Origin of the sequence: Pseudomonas sp. 1D4 (assembly GCF_001728925.1) — a bacterium.
Taxonomy (GTDB): Bacteria; Pseudomonadota; Gammaproteobacteria; order Pseudomonadales; family Pseudomonadaceae; genus Metapseudomonas; species Metapseudomonas otitidis.
The window spans coordinates 50,731-71,289 of sequence record NZ_LXJQ01000030.1 but is presented as its reverse complement, the minus strand read 5'-3'; the positions used below and the strand labels follow the sequence as shown (position 1 = coordinate 71,289).

At 69.4% G+C, this 20,559-nt stretch carries 20 protein-coding genes; 8 read left to right on the top strand and 12 right to left on the bottom strand.

Annotated features, from left to right (window positions below; genetic code table 11):
• The 5 genes from tssF to tssB form a co-directional block, all read right to left on the bottom strand.
• On the bottom strand, positions 1–839 hold an 839-nt coding region (gene tssF / locus A7D27_RS16305; protein WP_139134110.1), incomplete at its 3' end, for a type VI secretion system baseplate subunit TssF.
• Positions 823–1,263, bottom strand: coding sequence for a type VI secretion system baseplate subunit TssE (gene tssE, locus A7D27_RS16300; RefSeq protein ID WP_069562765.1), 441 nt, complete (start codon positions 1,261–1,263; stop codon positions 823–825). The genes tssF and tssE, both read right to left, overlap by 17 nt.
• A gap of 15 nt (positions 1,264–1,278) precedes the next feature.
• Positions 1,279–1,776, bottom strand: coding sequence for an Hcp family type VI secretion system effector (locus A7D27_RS16295; RefSeq protein ID WP_069562764.1), 498 nt, complete (start codon positions 1,774–1,776; stop codon positions 1,279–1,281).
• Positions 1,777–1,858: 82 nt separating this feature from the next.
• Positions 1,859–3,337 carry a type VI secretion system contractile sheath large subunit gene (gene tssC / locus A7D27_RS16290; RefSeq protein ID WP_069562763.1) on the bottom strand — a complete coding sequence of 493 codons (1,479 nt, stop codon included), beginning with the start codon at positions 3,335–3,337 and terminating at the stop codon, positions 1,859–1,861.
• A gap of 29 nt (positions 3,338–3,366) precedes the next feature.
• Positions 3,367–3,924, bottom strand: coding sequence for a type VI secretion system contractile sheath small subunit (gene tssB, locus A7D27_RS16285; RefSeq protein WP_069562762.1), 558 nt, complete (start codon positions 3,922–3,924; stop codon positions 3,367–3,369).
• Between the two features lie 203 nt (positions 3,925–4,127).
• Between tssB and A7D27_RS16280 the strand changes: the two genes are divergently transcribed.
• The 5 genes from A7D27_RS16280 (at position 4,128) to tssA (ending at position 11,685) form a co-directional block, all read left to right on the top strand.
• Positions 4,128–4,604 carry a type VI secretion protein gene (locus A7D27_RS16280; RefSeq protein ID WP_069562761.1) on the top strand — a complete coding sequence of 159 codons (477 nt, stop codon included), beginning with the start codon at positions 4,128–4,130 and terminating at the stop codon, positions 4,602–4,604.
• A gap of 66 nt (positions 4,605–4,670) precedes the next feature.
• Positions 4,671–6,005 (top strand): type VI secretion system baseplate subunit TssK, encoded by a 1,335-nt coding sequence (gene tssK, locus A7D27_RS16275; RefSeq protein WP_069562760.1) that lies wholly within the window; start codon positions 4,671–4,673, stop codon positions 6,003–6,005.
• Positions 6,006–6,023: 18 nt separating this feature from the next.
• Positions 6,024–6,794 (top strand): DotU family type IV/VI secretion system protein, encoded by a 771-nt coding sequence (locus A7D27_RS16270; protein ID WP_069562759.1) that lies wholly within the window; start codon positions 6,024–6,026, stop codon positions 6,792–6,794.
• Positions 6,791–10,612 (top strand): type VI secretion protein IcmF/TssM N-terminal domain-containing protein, encoded by a 3,822-nt coding sequence (locus tag A7D27_RS16265; protein WP_069562758.1) that lies wholly within the window; start codon positions 6,791–6,793, stop codon positions 10,610–10,612. Before A7D27_RS16270 ends, A7D27_RS16265 begins: the two co-directional genes overlap by 4 nt.
• Complete coding sequence (tssA, locus tag A7D27_RS16260; protein WP_069565451.1) at positions 10,609–11,685, top strand: type VI secretion system protein TssA; 1,077 nt, start codon at positions 10,609–10,611, stop codon at positions 11,683–11,685. The genes A7D27_RS16265 and tssA overlap by 4 nt, the downstream gene beginning before the upstream one ends.
• A gap of 8 nt (positions 11,686–11,693) precedes the next feature.
• Here the strand turns inward: tssA and A7D27_RS16255 are convergent, their stop codons facing one another.
• Positions 11,694–12,050, bottom strand: a complete 357-nt coding sequence (locus tag A7D27_RS16255) for a DUF1428 domain-containing protein (RefSeq protein WP_044403997.1) — start codon at positions 12,048–12,050, stop codon at positions 11,694–11,696.
• Positions 12,051–12,215: 165 nt separating this feature from the next.
• Here A7D27_RS16255 and A7D27_RS16250 point away from each other — a divergent pair, with 165 nt between their 5' ends.
• Positions 12,216–12,608, top strand: coding sequence for a VOC family protein (locus A7D27_RS16250; RefSeq protein ID WP_069565450.1), 393 nt, complete (start codon positions 12,216–12,218; stop codon positions 12,606–12,608).
• Position 12,609: 1 nt separating this feature from the next.
• Positions 12,610–13,341 carry a hypothetical protein gene (locus A7D27_RS16245; protein ID WP_069565449.1) on the top strand — a complete coding sequence of 244 codons (732 nt, stop codon included), beginning with the start codon at positions 12,610–12,612 and terminating at the stop codon, positions 13,339–13,341.
• A 36-nt stretch (positions 13,342–13,377) separates the two neighbouring features.
• On the opposite strand, the gene paaK is transcribed toward A7D27_RS16245, so the two are convergent.
• The 6 genes from paaK to paaF all read right to left on the bottom strand — a co-directional run bounded on the left by paaK (position 13,378) and on the right by paaF (position 19,579).
• Entirely contained in the window at positions 13,378–14,691 is a 1,314-nt protein-coding gene (gene paaK, locus A7D27_RS16240) for a phenylacetate--CoA ligase PaaK (protein WP_069565453.1), read from the bottom strand.
• 104 nt (positions 14,692–14,795) lie between these two features.
• On the bottom strand, positions 14,796–16,001 hold the full coding sequence (gene pcaF / locus A7D27_RS16235; RefSeq protein WP_218188488.1) for a 3-oxoadipyl-CoA thiolase: 1,206 nt from the start codon (positions 15,999–16,001) through the stop codon (positions 14,796–14,798).
• A gap of 7 nt (positions 16,002–16,008) precedes the next feature.
• Positions 16,009–16,458, bottom strand: a complete 450-nt coding sequence (paaI, locus tag A7D27_RS16230; RefSeq protein ID WP_069565447.1) for a hydroxyphenylacetyl-CoA thioesterase PaaI — start codon at positions 16,456–16,458, stop codon at positions 16,009–16,011.
• Positions 16,445–17,968 (bottom strand): 3-hydroxyacyl-CoA dehydrogenase PaaH, encoded by a 1,524-nt coding sequence (gene paaH / locus A7D27_RS16225; protein ID WP_069565446.1) that lies wholly within the window; start codon positions 17,966–17,968, stop codon positions 16,445–16,447. Before paaH ends, paaI begins: the two co-directional genes overlap by 14 nt.
• Before the next feature lie 4 nt (positions 17,969–17,972).
• Positions 17,973–18,764 (bottom strand): 2-(1,2-epoxy-1,2-dihydrophenyl)acetyl-CoA isomerase PaaG, encoded by a 792-nt coding sequence (gene paaG, locus A7D27_RS16220; protein WP_069565445.1) that lies wholly within the window; start codon positions 18,762–18,764, stop codon positions 17,973–17,975.
• Positions 18,765–18,805: 41 nt separating this feature from the next.
• The gene (gene paaF, locus A7D27_RS16215) at positions 18,806–19,579 is read right to left on the bottom strand and encodes a 2,3-dehydroadipyl-CoA hydratase PaaF (protein ID WP_069565444.1); all 774 of its coding nucleotides are present in this window, start codon (positions 19,577–19,579) and stop codon (positions 18,806–18,808) included.
• A gap of 335 nt (positions 19,580–19,914) precedes the next feature.
• Here paaF and paaY point away from each other — a divergent pair, with 335 nt between their 5' ends.
• Positions 19,915–20,511: a phenylacetic acid degradation protein PaaY gene (paaY, locus tag A7D27_RS16210; RefSeq protein WP_069565443.1), complete on the top strand. Its 597-nt coding sequence runs from the start codon at positions 19,915–19,917 to the stop codon at positions 20,509–20,511.
• The last annotated feature ends 48 nt before the right edge of the window (positions 20,512–20,559 follow it).

Below are 20,559 nucleotides of genomic sequence, written 5' to 3'. Positions count from 1 at the left end.
CGCCCGCCGCTGGCCGGTGGCAGCAGCGGCAGGTCGAAGAAGGCGAACTTGTCGGGGAAGGCGAAGTACTCCGCCAGCAGGCGCAGGCCGGGGTGCTGGCCGTCTTCGTCGGGCAGCAGCGCCTGGTCGTCGGCGAATCCCACCGGGGCGATCTCGCCGGGCACCGGCTGCAGCGGGCTGTCCGGGGCGCCGCTCCACACCCCGAGGCTGTGGGCGCCGAGCAGGTCGTAGAGGGTGGCGTTGGTCATTGGCGAGGCGGCCAGGTGCACCCGCAGGTGGCGTACCGGCAGTTGCGGCCAGTCGAATTCGCCCAGGCATTCCAGGGTCAGGCGCAGGGCCGAGCGCGCGCGCGGGTGGCCGGAGAAGGCCACGGCGGCGTCGCCGTCCAGCAGGGTCGCTTCGCGGATGCGCAGCGGCCAGAGCACGGCTTCGGCGCTGGTGCGCAGGTGCACGCTGGCACCGTCGCGGGTGGTGACGAACAGCGGCGTGTCGCGGGGCAGGCGGTAGCCTTCGGCGAGGCTGCCCTGGGTCGGGTCGGGCTCGAACTGCACGATGGCACAGGAGGGCAGGGGCCTCAGCACCAGGGGGTAGAGCTGCTCCAGCAGGGCGTCGCTGAATTCGGCGTAGTCATCGTCGAGGCGCCGGTGCAGCCGCGCGCTGAGCAGGGCGAAGCCTTCCAGCAGCCGTTCGACGTGGGGGTCCGGGCATTCGCCGGGGGCCAGTTCCAGGCGCCGCGCCACCTTCGGGTAGCGCTGGGCGAAGCTGTTGCCGGCATGGCGCAGCCAGGTGAGTTCGCGCTGGTAGTAGTCCAGCAGGTCGGCATCAATCGAGTCGCTCATGGCGCACCTCCAGGCCGTCGTCGCCGGGGGCGAGAAGGAACAGCACCGGCCAACTGCGGCGACCGCAGCGCAGGTGTCCGGCCAGGCGGATGCCGAGGCGCTGGGGCTGGTCGGGCAGGGCCTCGACCTCGATCTCGCTCAGTTGCAGGCGGGGTTCGAAGTGCTGCACGGCGGCGCGCAGTTCCCGCAGCAGCAGGCGCCGATCATCCACCCGCAGGGCTTGCAGGGCGCTCCAGTCGGCGATGCCGTAGTCCAGCACGGTCAGTGGCCGGCCGGGTGCGCGGGGTGGGCGACGGGTGTTGAGCAGGCGCGCCAGCTCCAGGCGGACGGACTCGGCCAGGGCGTCGCGGTCGAAGTCCGGCGCCTCGTCCGCCTGGGCGGAGAGGCGCTCGAACAGGGGGGGCAGCAGTCCGCTGTACGGCATGGAGCGACGGCGTCCTTACTTGACGAGCTTGTTGGCGGCCAGGTCCCAGGTGGAGGCGGCGGTGCCTTCCTTGGTGCCGTCGTCCTTCTGCGCGGTGAGCTCCCATTTGATCTTGGTGAAGTTCAGCGAGAGGGTTTCCACCGGCTTGCCGCCGGCACCGCCGCTGACACTGACGTTGGAAAGCACCACGTTGTCGAGGGTGTAGACGATGAAGGGCAGCAGCTTGCCGTCGCTTTCGGATGCGTTGCGGCCGATGGTAATGGTGGCCTTGGTGATGGGCTTGCCGGCGCAGCAGTATTCGTTGAGCGAAGGGGTGGCGGTGTCGACGAACTTGGTGACGGTGAACTCGCCGATGTGCGGCTTGCCGGAGGTGCGTTCCGAGTTGCTGACGTCGTTGGTGACCTGCATCGCCACGTTGTGGCTGTAGGACATCAACTCGATCTTGTCGGTGTAGCCCTCGAGCAGACTGTCGCCTTTGATGTCGTCGCCGAGGTCGAGAATGATGGCATCCATCGCGGATAACTCCTGGGTCTGGAAACGGGGTGGATCATGAGAGAGGCGAGCCCCCGCCGGAGCGGCCGGCAGGGGCGTCGGGTCAGGCCGCTACCGGCGGCGGCAGGCTGGCCACCAGGCGGATCGAGGCGGTCAGCTCCTCCAGTTGGAAGTGCGGGCGCAGGAACACGGTGGCGCGGTAGACGCCCGGCTTGCCGGCGACTTCCGAGACGTCCACGCGGGCTTCGCGCAGCGGGTACTGGGCCTTGATCTCCTGGGGCGCGTTGTCGTTGATCAGCACGTAGTCCGCGATCCAGTTGTTGAGGTAGGTCTGCACGTTGTCGCGGGTCATGAAGCTGCCCACCTTGTCGCGCATGATCACCTTCAGGTAGTGGGCGAAGCGCGAGGCGGCCAGCACGTAAGGCAACATGGCCGAGATGCGTGCGTTGGCGTTGGCCTCGTTGGTGTTGTAGACCTTGGCCTTGTTGGTGGTCTGGCCGCCGAAGAACACCGCCATGTCGGTGTTCTTCTTGTGGCAGAGGGAGATGAAGCCGAGGTCGTTCAGCTCCTTCTCGCGGCGGTCGGTGATCGCCACTTCGGTCGGACACTTCAGCGACAGGTCGCCGGACAGGGTGCGGAAGGTGTGGGCCGGCAGGCCTTCCACCGCGCCACCGCCTTCGGCCCCACGGATCGCCGCGCACCAGCCGTACTTGGCGAAGGCGCTGGTGATGCGCACGGCCAGCAGCCAGGCGGCGTTGCCCCAGAGGTATTTGGAGTGGTCGGTGCCGTTGACGTCCTCGACGTAGTCCATGCCTTCCACCGGCTTGGTGTCCGGGCCGTAGGGCAGGCGCAGGAGGAAGTTCGGCAGCACCAGGGAGACGTAGCGCGAGTCCTCGCTCTCGCGGAAGCTGCGCCACTTGATCAGTTCCAGGCTCTCGAAGATCTTGCTGAGGTCACGGGGCACGGCCAGCTCGGTGAAGCTGTTCATGTCGAACAGCTTGGGGTTGGCGGCGGCGATGAACGGTGCATGGGCCGCAGCGGCGACGTTGGAGAGCTTCTCCAGCAGGGCCACGTCCTGGGGGTGGCGGCCGAAGGCGTAATCGCCCACCAGCAGGCTGAATGGATGCCCGCCGAAGGTGCCGTACTCCTCTTCGTAGATCTTCTTGAACAGCGCGCTCTGGTCGAACTCGACGGCTTTCTCCAGGTCGTTCTGCAGCTCCTTCTGGGTGACGTTGAGCAGGCGCAGCTTCAGGCGGCTGCTGGTCTCTGTCTGGTCCACCAGCATGTGCAGGCCGCGCCAGGAGGCTTCCAGTTTCTGCAGCTCGGGGTGGTGCAGGACTTCGTTGAGCTGGTCGCTGATCAGCTTGTCGATCTGGCTGATGCGGTCGTTGATCATGGCCACGGTGTCCTTGTCGATGGCCATGCCTTCGTCGAGGACCTGGGTGGCGAACTCCGCGAGCATGTCGCGGGCATAGCCCTGCTGGCTCTCGTCGTGGGCCATGCGGCCCTCGGCGATGATGCGGTCGAGCAGGGTCAGGGTCTGGGTCGTGCTCTCGCTGGATGCACCGGCTTCGGTTGCCATTGCGTTGTCTCCGGAAATTCGGGGGTCGGTCAGGCCGGTTCGGCCGGTGCTTCGCCATCGGCTGCGGCGCTGCCTTCAGCAGCCGGCGCTTCGCCTTCGGGGCGTGCGGACTTGATCTCCTGCAGGCCCTCGGTGTTGCTCACCACCTCCTGCAGCAGCTTGTCGAGGTCGTCGTTGCCGTCGAGCTTGGTGAGCAGGTCGCGCAGGCGCTGGCGGGCCTCGTAGAGACGGCGCAGCGGGGTGATCTGCTTGACGATGTTGACCGGGTCGAAGTCGTCGAAATGGCGGAAGCGCAGTTCGACGTTGAGCTTGCTGCCGTCGCCGCTGATGGTGTTCTCCACCTGCAGGGTGCTGCGTGGCTCGATGGAGGCGAGCACCTCGTTGAAGTTGTCGCGATCGATCTCGGTGAAGCGACGTTCGATCAGCTTGGGCAGGGGGGTGTCTGGTTTTCCGGAGAGGTCGGCGAGGATGCCGACCACGAGGGGCAGCTCCTTCTTCTCGATGGCGTTGCCGATCTCGACGTCGTAGGTGATCTGGACGCGGGGCGGGCGAATCCGGTCCAGCTTGTGCTGCGTGCTTTCTGCCATGGTGAGGGGGCTCCGATGCAATGCTTCGAGCGCAATGCCTCGGACGCTGCCTGTCATTGCACTCCCTTGCGAGGCCGCCGGAAAGACGCGGCCTGGAGCCGGTGCCTGTCCGTGGCGGTCCTGCGATTCGTCTGTCAGACGAACTATCCAGACACGCTAGAACAGGTTTATAAATTTGCAAACGCAGCCAAGAACGGACCCCCATGAAGCACGGACGTTTCAACTCCCGCCTCCGCATCCTCCTGCTCGCCCTCGCCGTATCGCCCCTGGCCGGCTGCGCCTGGCTGTTCGCGCCGCGCGTCCAGCTCGACGAAGTCACCCTCGATGTCGCCCCCCGTGCCAACGACGACACCCCCCTGGCGGTGGATTTCGTGGCGGTGGACGACCCGGACCTGTTCAAGCTGCTCTCCAGCGTCAACGCGCGGCAGTGGTTCAGCGACCGCGAACAGTACCGCCGCGACTACCGCACGCAGTTTTCCGTGTGGAGCCTGGAGCTGGTTCCGGGGCAGTTGATGCAGGTTCAGGACTTTCCGTTTTCCGGCCGCCGCTCGGCTGGACTTTTGGTCTTCGCCGGCTATAACACACCCGGTGCTCACCGCCTGCGGCTGGATGAGCAGAGCCGTGTGTGGCTCAGGTTCGACAGCCGAGAGATGCGCCTGATGGGTGATGACGGGCGGTGAACCCGAGCCCCTGAAACAGCGGGAAACCGCACTGTGGGATGGTCAAGGATGTCGAAGGGGAGTGGTATGAACGTGTTGCCTGACGCGGTCTGCTGGCATGAGGGCATGCAGTTGCTGCCTCAGCATTTCCAGCTGCAGGGATTGCGCGCCGAAGTCCTCGCCGCCCGTTTCGGTCACGCCGCCAACCCCTGGTTCTGGGGACTCGGCCAACTCGAACTCGACCCCGCCGCGCTCAGTGCCGGCCTCATCCGTGTGTTGGCCCTGGAGGCCATCCTCCCCGACGGCCTGCCGGTGAGCCTGCAGCCCGGCGACGGTGCCACCCTGGAGCTGGATGTCGGTCCCGCCATCGCCGAATCACCCACTGCCAGCACCACCGTCTACCTCGCCATCAACCCCCTCGGCCGCAGCGGCCAGGTGCTGCCGCTGCGCGGTCGCCTGCAGTCCCAGGTGGGCGAGGCGGTGCCGGACCTGGCCAGTGGCGAGCACCCCGAACCTATCCTGGTCTGGCGGCCTGCCGCGCGCCTGGTCACCGACAGCGGCCGGGCCGACTCGGTGTGCCTGCCGCTGTTGCGCATTGCCAAGGAGGGCGGTGGCTTCGTGCGCCAGCCCTATGTCGCGCCGACGCCGCGCATCCTCCCCGAGTCCGACCTCGGCCGCGCGGTGGCCGAACTCTGCGCCCGGGCGCGGGAGAAGTGCCTGTTCCTCGGCGGGCGCCTGCGCCAGGCCGAGCAGGCCGGGCAGGACGACGACCGCGCCGAGATCGGCCGCCAGCTCACCGCGTTGTGGGCACGCCTGCCGGAAGTGGAAGCGGCGCTGAACAGCCGCGTCGCCACCCCGGATCGCCTCCACGGCCTGCTGGTGGGCATGGCCGGCGCCTGGTGCGCGCTGGACCCGGTGGCCGGCGTGCCCGCGTTCGCTCCCCTGGACTACCTGGACCTCAAGCGAGGCTATGACGAGGTGCTCGACTGGCTGGACGTCGTCCTGGCGCGCATCCGCGTCGGCTACCGCTGCCTGCCGTTCCAGAGCCTGGAGCAGGGTTTCGCCATTCAGCTGCCCGACGCCCGTTCCTCCCGCCAGCGCCTGGTGATCGGCCTGCGCATGCCGGCGGGGGCAGGCGAGCAGGGTGCGCTGGACTGGCTCGGCCAGGCCATCATCGCCTCGCAATCGAAGGTCGCCACCCTGGCCCGCCAGCGCATGAGCGGCCTGGGCCACCAGAGCATGAGCCGCGCCGAGCAACTGGCCTACGGCGTGGGCGAGGACACCCGGCTGTTCGTGGTCCAGGCCGCGGGGGAGTGGTTCGACCCGGAGCAGCGCTTCTGCCTGATCGTCCCCGGCCAGGCGGCCCAGGTCGGTCCCTGGCAGGTGGTGCTGTTCGTCAACCAGGACACTGAGACCGCCTGATCAGCCAAGGACGCGCACATGCCCGAAAGGAGTCTGGCCCTTTATCCGCCCGAGTTCGGCGAGGCCCCTCTGAGCCTCGCCTTCCGCGAAGCCTGGCTGGAATGGCGAGGGGCCTGGGACCTGCTGGAAGACCTCGACGACCCCGAGCCGCAGCTGGTGGAGAAAGTGGCCGAGGCCGCCACGCGCATCGTCCGCCGGCTGTGGCGCAGCGGTTTCTCCCGGGTCGGTGATTCCGCCGCGGACCAGGTCAAGGCCTCGGTCTACGCCTTCGTCGCGCTGCTGGATGAAAGCCTCCTGTTCACCTCCTGGCGCGGTCAGTCCACCTGGCAGGAACGTCCACTGGAGATGCGCCTCTACAACTCGCGCAACGCCGGCGAGCGCCTGCCGGGGGCCATCCGTACCCTGTTGCAGACCCGCGCGCCGTCCACCCGCGACCTGGCCAACGTCTACCTGCAATGCCTGGTGCTGGGCTTCCAGGGGCAACTGCGCGGGGAGCGGGGGCGGGTGCTCCACGAACGCTGGCGGCGGGCGCTGTTCACCTTCGCCTGGCAGCGCGAGCCCGATCCTCAGGGGGCCCTGCAGAGCCTGGCGCGGCCGACCCAGGCGGCGCCGCTGCGCTTGCCGCTGCGGCGCACATTGCCTGACGGTTTCCGCCTGACCCTGGCGGTCATCGCCGGTTTCCTGCTGCTGACCGCCGTGGGCCATGGGTTCTGGCGCGACATCCAGTCCGAACTGGAGCCGGTGATGCACCTGGGCCAACTGATCGATGAAAAGGAAGGCGCCGAATGAGCGGCTTCGCCATCGCCCTGACCGTCTTCCTGGTGATCCTCGCGCTGGTGGCCCTCGGCGCCCTCTACTGGTGGCTGCGTACCCAGTCCGGCGCGGCGATCCGCACCTTCTACAACGCCGTGCGCAAGATGGAGCACGACCAGGGCACCCAGGACCGCTACCAGACGCCCTGGCTGATGCTGGTGGGCGACCCCCGCGAGGGCGCGCTGCTGGCCCCGGACTGGCAATTGGCCCCGGTGGGCCGCCCGGCCTGGTTCGGCCGCTGGTGGGCCGACCCGGACGGCAGCCTGCTGGTGGTGCCGCAGAGCCTGTTCCTGCCGGAGGAGGGTGGCACCGCCCCGGCCTTCGTCTGGCGCCGCCTGCTCGGCATGTTGCTGCGCCTGCGCGGCCAGCGCCCGCTGGATGGGGTGATCTGGGTGGTGCCGCTGTCGCGCCTGATGAACGAGGCGCAACTGGCGTCGGACGCCATCACCGCGCGTCGCCGTTTCAGCGAGCTGATGCAGCGCTTGGGCCTGAGCCTGCCGGTGCAGGTGATGGTCACCTGCATGGAGGACATGCCCGGCTTCCTCGAACTGCTCGATGCCCTGCCCGAGGAGGCCCGCGAGCGCCTGCTGGGCTGGGCCTCGCCCCATAGCCTGGACGCCGGCTGGCAGGGCTACTGGCTGGATGACGGCCTCGACCAGGTGATGCAGGCCCTGCAGGCCACGGTGATGGAAGTGGGCGCCCTGCGCGGCGAATTGGGGGAGGACCTGTACGGCCTGCCGGGTCAGTTGGACAGCCTGCGCCCCCACTTGCGAGCGCTGCTGGAGCCGGTGTTCCAGGGCAACACCCAGGGCGAGGCGCCGCGTCTGCGGGGCATCTATTTCAGTGGCGCGCGTGCCCTGGGCGGCCCGGCCGATCCGTGGGCGGTCGGCACGGGCGAGGCCCAACCGCAGCAGCCGGCCTTCGCCGCCGGTCTGTGGCGCCAGCGCTTCCTCGCCGAACAGGGGCTGGCCCAGGCCGTTCCGCGCATCCTCTACCTGCGCCAGCGCTGGCAGCGGGTGACGGCGGTGGTCGCCGGGGTGGTCGGTGTGTGCTGGCTGCTGGGCATGGTCTGGGTCTGGAATGACGGGCGGGAGGATGCCCGTGAGCTGACCCGCCTGGTGCAGGTCACGCAGAACGCCCATGTGCAGCTCAAGGACCCGGCCCGCAGCCAGGAGCAGGCGCGGCGCAATATCCAGGGCTTCTGGAACCTGCTGCGCGAGGCGCCGCGCTGGCATTTTTCCGCGCTGGTCTATCCCACCTCCTGGTTCTCCAGCCAGAACGCGCGCATGGACGAGATGCTGCGCACCCTGGCCCGCAGCGAGGCCCTGTCGCCCGTGCTGCAACTGGAGCAGGTGGAGCTGGAGCGCCTGCTGGCGATCCGCCCGACGGAGCGCCGCACCAATGTCGAGGGCGAGGTACCGGAAGACTGGCCCAACTACGTCAAGGCACGGAACCTGGCCAACGGCGCCGCCGCCCTGGAGCAACAGAACCGCTGGCTGGCCGATGCGCTGTCCGGTGACAAGGGCGTGCTCGAACCCCTGGCACAACTGGCCAACACCACGCTGGGCATGGAGCTGAACAGCGCCAGCCTTCATCGCCGCGCCTACTACGACCAGGTGCTGCGCAACCTGGGTGGGGCCGGGCTGGCACCGCTGGACCTGCGCAATGCGCGCGAGCCGCTGACGGAAAACTTCCAGACCCTGATGAAGCTCTGGCTGACCCAGTACTTCCTGGCGGAGAACTTCGTCGAGCCGGCGGCCTACCTGCGCATCCACCTGGAGAGTCTGCGCCGGGGGCAGGGCAGTTCGCTGGCGGACCTGGAAACCATCCGTGCCCGCATCGCGCGCCTGCAGGACATCCTCGCCCTGACCAACTCCGCCTGGAGCCACACCAATGGCGAGGAACTGGTGCCCGGCTACGGCAACCTGATGCAGACCGTGCGCCAGAGCAGCCTGCTGGGGAGCAGCGTCGAGCAGGGCCTCAACGATGAGGCCAACAAGCTGCGCCGCAGCTTCCATGGGCAGTGGATCGCCGGTAGCGGAAACGACCTGACCCTGCTGCAGCGCCAGGCCGGCAACACCCTGGCCCTGCAGGACCATGTGGTGGCCCTGGACCGCGCCATCGACGACCTGCTGCGGCGGGACTTCACGGTGGCGGCCCTGCGCAAGGACTCGGGCGATGCCAACCCGCGCAGCCTGCGCAACGTCGATGCCCGCGCCCTGACCCAGGCCTTCAGCTACGTGGAGAGCTACCGTGCCTTCGTCGCCAGCGCCATGGCGCCGATCCCCTCGGACTACCGCGAAGGCATGCGCCACGCCGCCGGCGAAGCGGTGGCCCGCGCCGTGTGGGCCAGCCTGGTGGCCTCGCCGGAGCGAGCACCGGGTGCCACCGGGCGGCTCTTCGACGTGCCGGTGGACCAGGCGCAGCAGGTGCTCCAGGCGCTGCGGGAAGTGGGCCGTCACGACCTCGCCGGGAGCCTGCGCGGGCAGCTCACGCGGATGGCCATGGCCGACGTCAACGGCGCGCTGGCCAGCATCGACACCATGCCGCTGTTCACCCAGCGCTACGACATTGCCCAGTGGGACGGCTCCCGCGAGCTGGGCCTGCGCCTGTTCCGCGCCAGCGATGTGCAGGACCTGAAGACCAGCCTCGCCCAGCAATTCGGTGCCATCCAGGGCAGTTGTGAGGGCGCTGCCCCGGCCCTGGCCTGGCTGCAGGACCTGCCCGAGCTGAGCGTCGCCGAGCAGGACCGGGTGCACCGCCTCGCCGCCCTCAGCGAGGAGATGGTCAAGTACAAGGCGCAGAACCCCACCAGCTCGCCGGCCCTGTTCGAGCAACTGGTGGCCCGCGACTTCGTCGAGATGGACCGTGGCTCCTGCCAGCAGGTGCTCACCACCGCCACCCTGTCCACCGGTGCCGGTGACCTGGCGCGCCGCTCCCAGGCGCTGCGCGAGCAGGCCGCCCAGCGTTGCAGCGATCTGCAGCGGCAGCAGGCCGCCCAGGCCTGGGACGCCCTGGCCGTCTACTTCAACCAGTACCTGGCGGGGCGTTTCCCCTTCGCCTACAGCCTGCGGACCGAAGACGCCGATCCGGCCCGGGTGCAGCACCTGGTGGAGCTGATCGACACCCACCTGGCCGCCGCCCGCGAGGGGCTCAAGTGGGGTCAGGCCGCCGACCGGCCTGCCGCCGAGGACTTCCTCACCCGTCTGGAACAGGCGCGGGCCTGGCTCGGGCCGCTGCTGCAGCGCGACAAGTCCGGCGCCCTGGGGCTGGACATGGAGGTGCGCTGGCGCAGCGACCGTGAAAGTGAACGCGGGGCCGACCAGGTGATCGCCTGGTCCCTGCACGCTGCAGATCGCAGCATCGCCTTCCCGGGCGAGCCCGGCCGGCTGCTGTGGAATGCCGGCGAGCCGCTGCACCTGCTGCTGCGCTGGGCCAAGGACAGCGGCCAGCGGCCGGGCATCGACCCGCTGCAACCGAGCATGGCGGTCAACGACCTGGAGGTCGGCTGGGAGTACCGCGGGCCCTGGGCGCTGATGCGCTTGCTGCGCACCCATGTGGTCGCGCAGCGCCAGCCCAGCCCGGACTACACCGACTTCCCGCTGACCCTGCGCGTGCCCGTGCGCGGCGTGACCCAGGGCGAGCCGGAGGCGCTGATGTTCCTGCGCCTGTCGCTGATGGCCCAGGGCGGCAAGCAGCCCCTGTCGCTGCAGCCCTTGCCGGTGCGCGCGCCGCGCTCGCCGTTCGACGGCTGGCGGCCCGATTCCTTCGTCAGTTCCCAGGTAACCCCATGAGTTGGCAACCCACCGGCCCCAGCCTCGACGACCTGCTGGCGCCGATTTCCGACGGCGAACCCTGCGGTGAGAACCTGCGTCACGCCCCCGAGATGGACCGTCTGCGGCAGATGCGTCGCGAGGACGACCCCTCGCTGCCCGAGGGCGTCTGGCAGGCGGAACTCAAGCGCGGTGACTGGGGTGGCGTTGAGGCGCTGGCCGGTGAGCTGCTGTGTCGCCGCAGCAAGGACCTGATGCTCGCCGCCTGGCTCGGCGAGGCCTGGCTGATGCGCCATGGCCTGCATGGCGCTGCCCCGGCCCTGGGCCTGCTGGCCGGGCTCTGGGCGCGCTACCCGGACGACCTGCACCCGCGCGCCGAGGATGACGACCGCTCCTGGCGGGTGGCGCCCCTGGAGTGGGTGGCGCGGCGCTACAGCGAGTTGCTGTTGACCCGCTGTCCGATGCTGGGCGTGGTGGAGGGCGACCTGGCCGAGGTCACCCTGGCCAGTTGGCAGCGCCTCAAGCAGCGCCAGGTCCAGGCCGGCGACAGCAAGGCGGCCAAGGCCGCTGCCGAAGCCGCGCGGCTTGAGCAGAGCAAGCTGGATGAGGCACTGCGGCGCCTGCCCGTCGAGCAGTTCGTTACCCTGGACGCCGAGCTGGGCCAGGCGCTGGCCGAGCTGGCACGCCTCGAGCGCGGCTGCGACGCGTGGCTGGGCGAGTTGGCACCAGGCTTCGGCACGTTGCGCGGTGCCCTGGAAACCCTGCATGCCTTCATCCACGAACGTCTTCCCTATGTCCCCGAGGTGCCGCCCATGCCGGAGCCCGTTTCCACCCCCGAGCACGAGGCCGCACCGGCCACTGCCGCCGTTGCCGCCTTGCCCGTCGGTGCGCCCAGCAGCCGCGAGGAGGCCTACCGGCAACTGGCGCAGATTGCCGACTTCCTGGCCCGTACCGAGCCCCACAGCCCGGTGCCCTATGTGATCCGCCGCGCGGTGGAGTGGGGCCACCAGCCGCTGAGCAGCCTGCTGGACGAGCTGCTCAACGCCGACGCCGAGTCGCGGCGCCTGTGGCAGTTGCTGGGGGTGCTGAGGTAGCGAAGCGGTCAGGCGCTCACCAGCACCTCGAACCCGCCGAAGATCATCCGCTTGCCGTCGAAGGGCATTCCGGCGGGGTCGGTCTTAAGGCGCGGGTCTTCCATGGCCCGTTGCATGCCACTGTCGCGCACGGCCTTCGAGGGCCAGGTGATCCAGGAGAACACCACGGTTTCCTCCGGTTTGCACTGCACGGCCATGGGGAAGGACGTCAGAGTCCCTTCCGGGACGTCATCGCCCCAGCATTCGCAGACGCTGAGGGCGCCGCAGTCCTTGAACACGGTGGCGGCCTGCTCGGCCAGTTCGCGGTAGGCCTCGCGGGAGGCGGTTGGCACGGCCAGTACATAGCCGTCGACGTAGAGGGTCATGGTCGATCTCCTGGGTGGACTCATGGACAGGCGGTACGGCGTGCCTGGATTCATTCGACACGGGTTTCGTCACCCTGCCAAAGCGTGCCGACCAATGGGCCGCTTGTGGGCGCGGCGGTGAGCGAGGAAGATGCCGGGTCTCTTAGCCAACACGGACGTACGACCATGAAACTCGGCTACACCATCCTCTACGTCAGCGACGTACCCGCTTCCCTGGCCTTCTTCGAAGCAGCGTTCGGGCTGCCGACGCGCTTCCTCCACGAGTCCGGCGACTACGGCGAGGTGGAGACCGGCGCAACCACCCTGGCCTTCGCCAACCATGCACTGGGCGACTTCAACTTCCCCGGCGGCCACGTGCGTGCCGATGCTTCCGCCCAGCCGCTGGGCATGGAGATCGGCCTGGTCACCGAGGACGTGGCCGCCGCGCACCAGCGCGCGCTGTCGGCCGGTGCCCGCGAGCTGGCGCCGCCGGTGGCGCGGCCCTGGGGCCAGGTGGTGTCCTACCTGCGCTGCCCGGACGGCCTGCTGGTGGAACTGTGCACCCCGGTGGGGGGCTGACGTGCGCACACGGCACCTGGCACTGGGGGCGCTGCTGGGGCTGGCCGCCGGCCCGCTGCTGGCAGCGCCCTACGAGGGCTATGAGGGGTTCTATGCCGGCCTCGGCAGGAACCTATTCCCGGGTAAGGGGCTCGAGTTGCAGCAGGCCTGCACCGACGAGCCCCGTCATTGCCTGTGGACTAACGCCCTCGGCGTGGCGGCCGAGCGCTACCCGGATGCGCTGTGGAGCGCGCCCGGGGAACTGGGTAGCGAGGCACCGGCCGGCTGGCCGGCGCTGGTGTTCGATGGCAGCAGCCTGGCGGTGGCCGGGCGCACGTTGTCGCTGGCGGACGCGGTGAACCTCGCCCCGGCGGACTGGGGTGGCACCTCGCCACAGGACCCGGAATCGCTGGCCTCGGTCACCGCCTGGCAACAGGGCACGGACCTGTGCCTGGAGCTGCACTACAACGGCAGCGGACGCATGGCCCGCTACAGCGGCGTGCTGGTGGTGAGGGGCGGGAACCTGCATGTGCTGCCGCCGCTGTTCGCCGCCTGCGGGGCGGTGCGCGAAGGGGGCAATGGCGTCTTCTTCTATCCCGACACCCGCTACCTGGCAGGCCCGGGCGACCTGCCGCCGGGTGTGCAGATGGATTACCGGCGCAGCGACGGGGCCGCCTCGGCCGAAACCTATCGCCTGCGCTTCAGTGAGCCGGACAACCCCTATCGCTTCGTGATCGAGCCCGCGCCCCGCTGAGAACAGGCGCAGGCCCGTTCCCGGCGGCGGTGTGGCTCAGCCGGCCTTGCGCCGGTCGTAGACGTGGCAGGCCTTGCCCTCGGAGCGCTTCAGCGAGAAGGGCGGGCGCAGCACCACCCGCGCGCTGATGCCGATGTAGGTCTTGATCAGCTTGCCCAGCTCGCTGCACAGGGCCAGCTCCTGGGCCGGGTTGGCCGGCTCCTGGCCCGGGCGCGACTCGACGTGGATCTCGATGCCGTCGAGGTTGCCGTCGCGGTAGAGGTGGATCTCGTAGTTCTCCGACAGGGCGCGCACCTTCAGCACCAGCTCCTCCACCTGGGTGGGGAACACGTTCACGCCGCGGATGATCAGCATGTCGTCGCTGCGCCCGGTGATCTTGTCCATGCGCCGCATCGGCCGCGCGGTGCCGGGCAGCAGGCGGGTGAGGTCGCGGGTGCGGTAGCGGATCATCGGCAGCGCCTCCTTGGACAGGGAGGTGAACACCAGCTCGCCGTACTCGCCGTCCGGCAGCACCTGGCCGGTCACCGGGTCGATGATCTCGGGGTAGAAGTGGTCCTCCCAGATGGTCGGGCCGTCCTTGGTCTCGGCGCATTCCATGGCCACGCCCGGGCCCATGATTTCCGAGAGGCCGTAGATGTCCAGCGCGGTGATGCCCATGCGTTCCTCGATGGCGCGGCGCAGCTCGGCCGTCCAGGGTTCGGCACCGAAGATGCCCAGGCGCAGGGGCAGGTCATGGGGATCGATGCCCTGGCGTTCGATCTCGTCCGCCAGGTTCAGCATGTAGGACGGGGTGACCATGATGATGTCGGGCTGGAAGTCGCGGATCAGCTGCACCTGCTTCTCGGTCTGGCCGCCGGACATGGGGATCACCGTGCAGCCCAGGCGCTCGGCGCCGTAGTGGGCGCCCAGGCCGCCGGTGAACAGGCCGTAGCCGTAGGACACGTGCACCTTGTCGCCCTTGCGCCCCCCGGCCGCACGGATGGAACGCGCCACCACGCCGGCCCAGGTGTCGATGTCGTTGCGTGTGTAGCCCACCACCGTCGGCTTGCCGGTGGTGCCGCTGGAGGCGTGCAGGCGCACCACCTCGCTCTGGGGCACGGCGAACATGCCGTAGGGGTAGTTGTCGCGCAGGTCGTTCTTGCCGGTGAAGGGGAAGCGCGCCAGGTCTTCCAGGGACTGCAGGTCGTCCGGGTGCACGCCCGCCTCGTCGAAGCGGCGGCGGTACAGCGGGACGTTGTCGTAGGCGTGCTTCAGGCTCCAGCGCAGGCGATCCAGCTGGTGCTGGCGCAGTTCGTCGACGCTGGCGGTTTCCATGGGATCGAGCAAGGCGGTGGAGGCGATCGTGTTCATCATGGGTCACTCGAATTGTTGTTGTAGTCGACAGCCGGTGAGGGGCTGCGAGTGCAGGCGAGCAGCATACTCCGCGCTGTTCGCCCGGGCTCGGGCGTAGCGTTTCAGCGCCTTTCGATGACCAGGGCGATGCCCTGGCCGACGCCGATGCACATGGTGCAGAGGGCATAGCGGCCCTGGCGTTCTTCCAGTTCGTTGAGGGCGGTGGTCACCAGGCGCGCGCCGCTCATGCCCAGCGGGTGGCCGAGGGCGATGGCACCGCCGTTGGGATTGACCCGGGGGTCGTCGTCGGCCACGCCCAGCTCCCGCAGCACGGCCAGGCCCTGGGCGGCGAAGGCTTCGTTGAGTTCGATCACGTCCATGTCGGCCAGGGACAGCCCGGTCAGCTCCAGCACCTTGCGGGTCGCCGGGACCGGGCCGATGCCCATGATGCGCGGCTCCACCCCGGCAGTGGCCATGCCGACCACCCGGGCGCGGGCCTTGAGGCCGTGGCGCCGGGCGGCGGCGGGGCTGGCCAGCAGCAGGGCACAGGCGCCGTCGTTGACGCCCGAGGCGTTGCCGGCCGTGACCGAGCCGCCCGCGCGGAAGGGCGCGCCCAGTTTGGCCAGTTGCTCCAGGGTGGTGTCGCCGCGCGGGTGCTCGTCCTGGCTCACCACCTTGGGCGGGCCTTTGCGCTGGGGGATTTCCACGGGAACGATCTCTTTGCCCAGGCGCCCGCTGGCCTGAGCCGCGGCGGCGCGCTGCTGGCTGCGCAGGGCGAAGGCGTCCTGATCGGCGCGGGAGATGCCGAACTGCGCGGCGACGTTCTCGGCAGTCTCCGGCATGGAGTCGATGCCGAACTCGGCCTGCATCAGCGGGTTGACGAAGCGCCAGCCGATGGTGGTGTCGAAGATCTCCGCCTGGCGGGAGAAGGCGCTGTCGGCCTTGCCCATGACGAAGGGCGCGCGGGACATGGACTCCACGCCGCCGGCTATCATCAGCCCGGCTTCGCCGCAGCGCAGGGCGCGGGCGGCGCTGCCCACGGCGTCGAGGCCGGAGCCGCAGAGACGGTTGAGGGTGGTGCCGGGCACGCTCTGCGGCAGGCCGGCGAGCAGGGCGGCCATGCGCGCGACGTTGCGGTTGTCTTCGCCGGCCTGGTTGGCGCAGCCGTAGATCACGTCGTCGATGGCGCTCCAGTCCAGCTCCGGGTGGCGCGCCATCAGGGCGCGGATCGGCACCGCGCCGAGGTCGTCGGCACGCACGCCGGACAGCGCCCCGGCGTAGCGGCCGATGGGGGTGCGCACGGCGTCGATGATCAGGGCCTCGTTCATCTGGACATCACTCATCAGGGGTCTCCTGCGCGAGCACCGTGCCGCGCACTGTGTAGGACTTGCCGTGGAACAGGGCGATCAGTTGCCCGTTCTGGTTCTCTATGCGCACGTCGTAGTTGCCGGTGCGCCCGCTGCGGCTCTGCTCGCTGGCCTGGGCGGTGAGGGTGTCGCCCAGGCGCGCCGGGGCCACGTAGTCGATGCTGCAGCCGATGGCCACGGTGGCTTCGTTGTAGCTGTTGCAGGCGAAGGCGAAGGCCGAGTCGGCCAGGGCGAACAGGTAGACGCCGTGGCAGGTGCCGTGGCCCTGGACCATGTCGGCGCGCACGGTCATGCCCATCTGCGCCTGGCCGGGTGCGACGGAGAGCAGGCGCATGCCCATGGCCTGGCTGGCGCTGTCGCGCTCGAACAGGGCGCTGCCGCAGGCCTCCGCCAGGGACAGGGCTTCATGGTTGGTCATGGAAGGTCCTCCCTTCGGCGACGTGGCGGCGCAGCAGCAGCGATGGGCGATAGCGCGCCTCGCCGTAGGCCGCCTGCAGGTTGTCCAGGGTGCGCAGCAGCGCCGCCAGGCCGATGGCGTCGGCCCAGGCCAGCGGGCCCTTGGGGTAGTTGACGCCGGCGCGCATGGCCAGGTCGATGTCCGCCGCCGAGCCGACGCCCTGCAGCACCGCATCGGCGCCTTCGTTGGCCAGCATGGCGACGGTGCGCAGCACGGCCAGGCCGGGGATGTCGGCCAACGGCGTGGCGGTGATGCCGGCGCGTTGCAGCAGCGCCACGGCCTGGTCGCGGGCGAGGGCGGAGGTGCTGGCGGCCCAGGTGATGCCCAGGCGGCTGGCCTCGGCGTAGTCCAGCGCCAGGTCCAGCAGCATCAGGTTGGCCAGGCCGTCCTCGCGGGCGCGCTGGCTGGCCAGGCGGCCGTCGGAGAGGGCCAGCACGGCATCGCCGACCCGCAGCAGGCCGGCGCCGTCGCGGCGGGTCACCGCCAGGCCGGCGGCCTGCAGGCGCGCCACCAGCGGCTCGGCCACGCCCAGGTGGCCCTCCACCACGCAGCCGTCCACGGCCTGCTCGCTGGAGAGCGCAGCCGGCGCCGGACGCTGGGCGCCCTCGGTGTAGTCATAGAAACCACGGCCGCTCTTGCGCCCGAGGTGGCCGGCGTCCACCAGCTCCTTCTGGATCAGCGAGGGCTGGAAACGGAAGTCGCCGTAGTAGGCCTCGAACACCGAGCAGGTGACGGCGTAGTTGACGTCGTGGCCGATCAGGTCGGTGAGTTCGAAGGCACCCATGCGGAAGCCGCCGGCCTCGCGCATCAGGGCGTCGAGGGTGGCGCAGTCGGCGGCACCCTCCTGCAGCAGGCGCAGGCTTTCCGCATAGAAGGGCCGGGCCACGCGGTTGACGATGAAGCCGGGGGTGGAGCGGGTGTGCACCGGCTGCTTGCCCCAGGCACGCGCGGTGGCGTACAGGGCGTCGGCCAGGACCGGGTCGCTGGCCAGGCCCGAGACGACTTCCACCAGGGCCATCAGCGGTGCCGGGTTGAAGAAGTGCAGGCCGATCACCCGCCCCGGATGAGCGAGCCCGGCGGCCAGGGCGGTGATGGACAGCGAGGAGGTGTTGCTGGCGAGGATGCAGGTGGGGCTGCACAGCGCCTCCAGTTGCTGCAGCAGGGCGCGCTTGATCTCCAGGTTCTCGACGATGGCTTCGATCACCAGGCGTGCGTCGGCCAGGGCCTCCAGCGTCTCCGCCGGTTGCAGGCGGGCGACGATGGCCTGGCGCTCGGCGGCATCCAGCTTGCCTTTCTCCACCAGGCGGCCGAGCTGGCGGTCGATGCCGTCCACGGCTTGGGCGGCGGCACCGGGGCGGTTGTCGTAGAGCCGCACCGGGTGGCCGGCCTGGGCCGCCACCTGTGCGATGCCGGCGCCCATGGCACCGGCGCCGATCACGGCGACGAGGGACGTTTGGGGCAGGGCGGGCATGGGCTCAGCGTCCTTTGAAGACTGGAGTGCGTTTGGCCATGAAGGCGCTGACGCCTTCGCGGTAGTCCTCGCTGCGACCGGCCAGGCGCTGCAGGTCGCGCTCCAGTTCCAGTTGCTGGTCGAAGCTGTTGTCCAGGCTGGCATTGAGGCTGCGCTTGATCAGCGCCAGGCCGTAGGTCGGCTGGGTGGCCAGGTAGCGGGCGAGCTTGAGGGCCTCGTCACGCAGGGCGGCATCGTCCACCACGCGGTGGATCAGCCCCCACTGCTCGGCCTGCTCGGCACTCAGGCGCTCGCCCAGCAGGGCCAGGGCCTTGGCACGGGCCATGCCCACCAGGCGCGGCAGGGTCCAGGTGCCGCCGGAATCGGGGATCAGGCCGATCTTGCAGAAGGCCTGGATGAAGCTGGCGGAGCGGGCGGCCAGGACCAGGTCGCAGGCCAGGGGGATGTTGGCCCCGGCCCCGGCGGCGACGCCGTTGACGGCGCAGACCACCGGCATGGGCAGGTCGCGCAGGGTGCGGATCAGCGGGTTGTAGAACTGCTCGATGGAGGCACCCAGGTCCGGCGCCTCGCTGCCGGGGGCGACGTTGCGGTCGGCCAGGTCCTGGCCGGCGCAGAAGCCACGGCCTTCTCCGGTCAGCAGCAGCACGCGCACCGCTGGGTCCTGGCGCACCTGCTTGAGGGCCTCGCGGACTTCGCCGTGCATCTGGGCGTTGAAGCTGTTGAGTTGCTCGGGTCGGTTGAGGCTGAGGGTGGCGACACCCGCCTCGATGGAAAAGAGGATGTGTTCGAAGGTCATGTCTCGGGCGCTCCAGGGCGGCGGGAGAGGGCGGCCAGCGGTTACTGGCCGGTGAAGTCGGGGCGGCGCTTTTCCTGGAAGGCACGGATGCCTTCGTCGCGGTCGCGGGTGCCGGCCAGCAGGGTGAAGGCATGGCGCTCGAAGCGCAGGCCGCTGGCGAGGTCGGTGTCCTCGGCCTTGAGCACGGCCTCCTTGGCCAGGCGCACGGCCAGCGGCGCCTTCTGGGCGATCAGCCGGGCGATGGCGAGGGCGCGCTCGACGGTGAACTCGGGTTGGGTCACTTCGCTGACCAGCCCGGCGCGCAGGGCGTGGCGGGCGTCGATGGCTTCGCCGGTGAGCACCATCTGCATGGCCAGGGACTTGCCCACGGCGCGCAGCAGGCGCTGGGTACCGCCGGCGCCGGGCATGATCCCGAGGTTGATTTCCGGCTGGCCGAAGCGGGCGTCTTCACCGGCGATGAGGATGTCGGCGTGCATGGCCAGCTCGCAGCCACCGCCGAGGCAGAAGCCGTTGACGGCGGCCACCAGCGGTTTGCCGAAGCGGGCGATGCGTTGCCAGTGGGCCTGGCGCGGGTCATTGAGGATGCCTACCAGGTTGCGCTCGGCCATTTCCGTGATGTCGGCGCCAGCGGCGAAGGCCCTGTGGCTGCCGGTGATCACCACCACGCGGGTGTCGGCGTCCTGCTCGGCCTGGTCCAGTTCGGCAGCCAGCTCGCCGAGCAGCTCGGTGTTCAGCGCATTCAGCGCCTCGGGGCGCTGCAGGGTGATCAGGCGGACACCCAGTTCGGGCGGCAGGACAGCAAGGGTACGAGGCATGACGAACGTCCTCTGGTGCACGCGCGGCTCAGGCATGCCGCTCTTGTTGGTGAGATGGCGTGTGATCCGGGCGTTCGCGACGGGTCGCCATCCGTTGTGGCGGCAGTATAGGCATAACGCGATACAAAACAACAAATCAAAAAATAGAAAGAGTGTCTTAAAAGATCGTGCTTGGTTGTCGTGAAAACCCTGCTACAGGGCTTATCTGCCGTTATTTAACGTTGACTGGCTGATTGATCGTGATCCCAGCGCTTTTTTGAAGGTGTTTCCATGTGATACAAGAGCTACGTATTTTTGAATCGAATAAGGCTTGAGCCTGAGAAGGAGAAACGCCCATGGCCTGTTACAGCCTGGATGGACTGGTTCCGGTGGTGCACCCCACTGCCTATGTGCACCCGAGCGCGGTGCTGATCGGTGACGTGATCATCGGCCCGCGCTGCTATGTCGGTCCGCTGGCCAGCCTGCGCGGCGACTTCGGGCGCATCGTTCTGGAGGAGGGTGCCAACATCCAGGACACCTGCGTGATGCATGGTTTCCCCGGCAGCGACACGGTGGTGGCGCGCAACGGCCACATCGGCCACGGCGCGGTGTTGCACGGCTGCCAGATCGGCGAAGACGCCCTGGTGGGCATGAACGCGGTGGTGATGGACGGCGCGTGCATCGGCGCACGTTCCTTCGTTTCCGCCACGGCCTTCGTCAAGGCGGGCTTCACCTGTGACGCGCAGTCCCTGGTGATGGGCTCGCCCGCCCAGGTGCGCCGTGTGCTGAGCGATGACGAAGTGACCTGGAAACAGGCCGGCACCCGCGAGTACCAGCGCCTGGCCCAGCGCTGCCTGGCGGCGCTCGAACCCTGCGAACCGCTGGCCGAGGTAGAACCCGGCCGGCCGCGCATGAGCGACCCGGGACTGCGGCCCAAGGGCGAGGCGCGCTGATGGGCTCGGACGCCTGTGGCCCCATCGTGAGGCGTGCGGGTATAGTCG

Bases quoted from the DNA above. Each gene is read 5' to 3' on its own strand.
- tssE (WP_069562765.1), bottom strand. From the start codon at position 1,263: ATGCCGTACAGCGGACTGCTGCCCCCCCTGTTCGAGCGCCTCTCCGCC.
- A7D27_RS16295 (WP_069562764.1), bottom strand. From the start codon at position 1,776: ATGGATGCCATCATTCTCGACCTCGGCGACGACATCAAAGGCGACAGT.
- tssC (WP_069562763.1), bottom strand. From the start codon at position 3,337: ATGGCAACCGAAGCCGGTGCATCCAGCGAGAGCACGACCCAGACCCTG.
- tssB (WP_069562762.1), bottom strand. From the start codon at position 3,924: ATGGCAGAAAGCACGCAGCACAAGCTGGACCGGATTCGCCCGCCCCGC.
- A7D27_RS16280 (WP_069562761.1), top strand. From the start codon at position 4,128: ATGAAGCACGGACGTTTCAACTCCCGCCTCCGCATCCTCCTGCTCGCC.
- tssK (WP_069562760.1), top strand. From the start codon at position 4,671: ATGAACGTGTTGCCTGACGCGGTCTGCTGGCATGAGGGCATGCAGTTG.
- A7D27_RS16270 (WP_069562759.1), top strand. From the start codon at position 6,024: ATGCCCGAAAGGAGTCTGGCCCTTTATCCGCCCGAGTTCGGCGAGGCC.
- A7D27_RS16265 (WP_069562758.1), top strand. From the start codon at position 6,791: ATGAGCGGCTTCGCCATCGCCCTGACCGTCTTCCTGGTGATCCTCGCG.
- tssA (WP_069565451.1), top strand. From the start codon at position 10,609: ATGAGTTGGCAACCCACCGGCCCCAGCCTCGACGACCTGCTGGCGCCG.
- A7D27_RS16255 (WP_044403997.1), bottom strand. From the start codon at position 12,050: ATGACCCTCTACGTCGACGGCTATGTACTGGCCGTGCCAACCGCCTCC.
- A7D27_RS16250 (WP_069565450.1), top strand. From the start codon at position 12,216: ATGAAACTCGGCTACACCATCCTCTACGTCAGCGACGTACCCGCTTCC.
- paaK (WP_069565453.1), bottom strand. From the start codon at position 14,691: ATGAACACGATCGCCTCCACCGCCTTGCTCGATCCCATGGAAACCGCC.
- pcaF (WP_218188488.1), bottom strand. From the start codon at position 16,001: ATGAACGAGGCCCTGATCATCGACGCCGTGCGCACCCCCATCGGCCGC.
- paaI (WP_069565447.1), bottom strand. From the start codon at position 16,458: ATGACCAACCATGAAGCCCTGTCCCTGGCGGAGGCCTGCGGCAGCGCC.
- paaH (WP_069565446.1), bottom strand. From the start codon at position 17,968: ATGCCCGCCCTGCCCCAAACGTCCCTCGTCGCCGTGATCGGCGCCGGT.
- paaG (WP_069565445.1), bottom strand. From the start codon at position 18,764: ATGACCTTCGAACACATCCTCTTTTCCATCGAGGCGGGTGTCGCCACC.
- paaF (WP_069565444.1), bottom strand. From the start codon at position 19,579: ATGCCTCGTACCCTTGCTGTCCTGCCGCCCGAACTGGGTGTCCGCCTG.
- paaY (WP_069565443.1), top strand. From the start codon at position 19,915: ATGGCCTGTTACAGCCTGGATGGACTGGTTCCGGTGGTGCACCCCACT.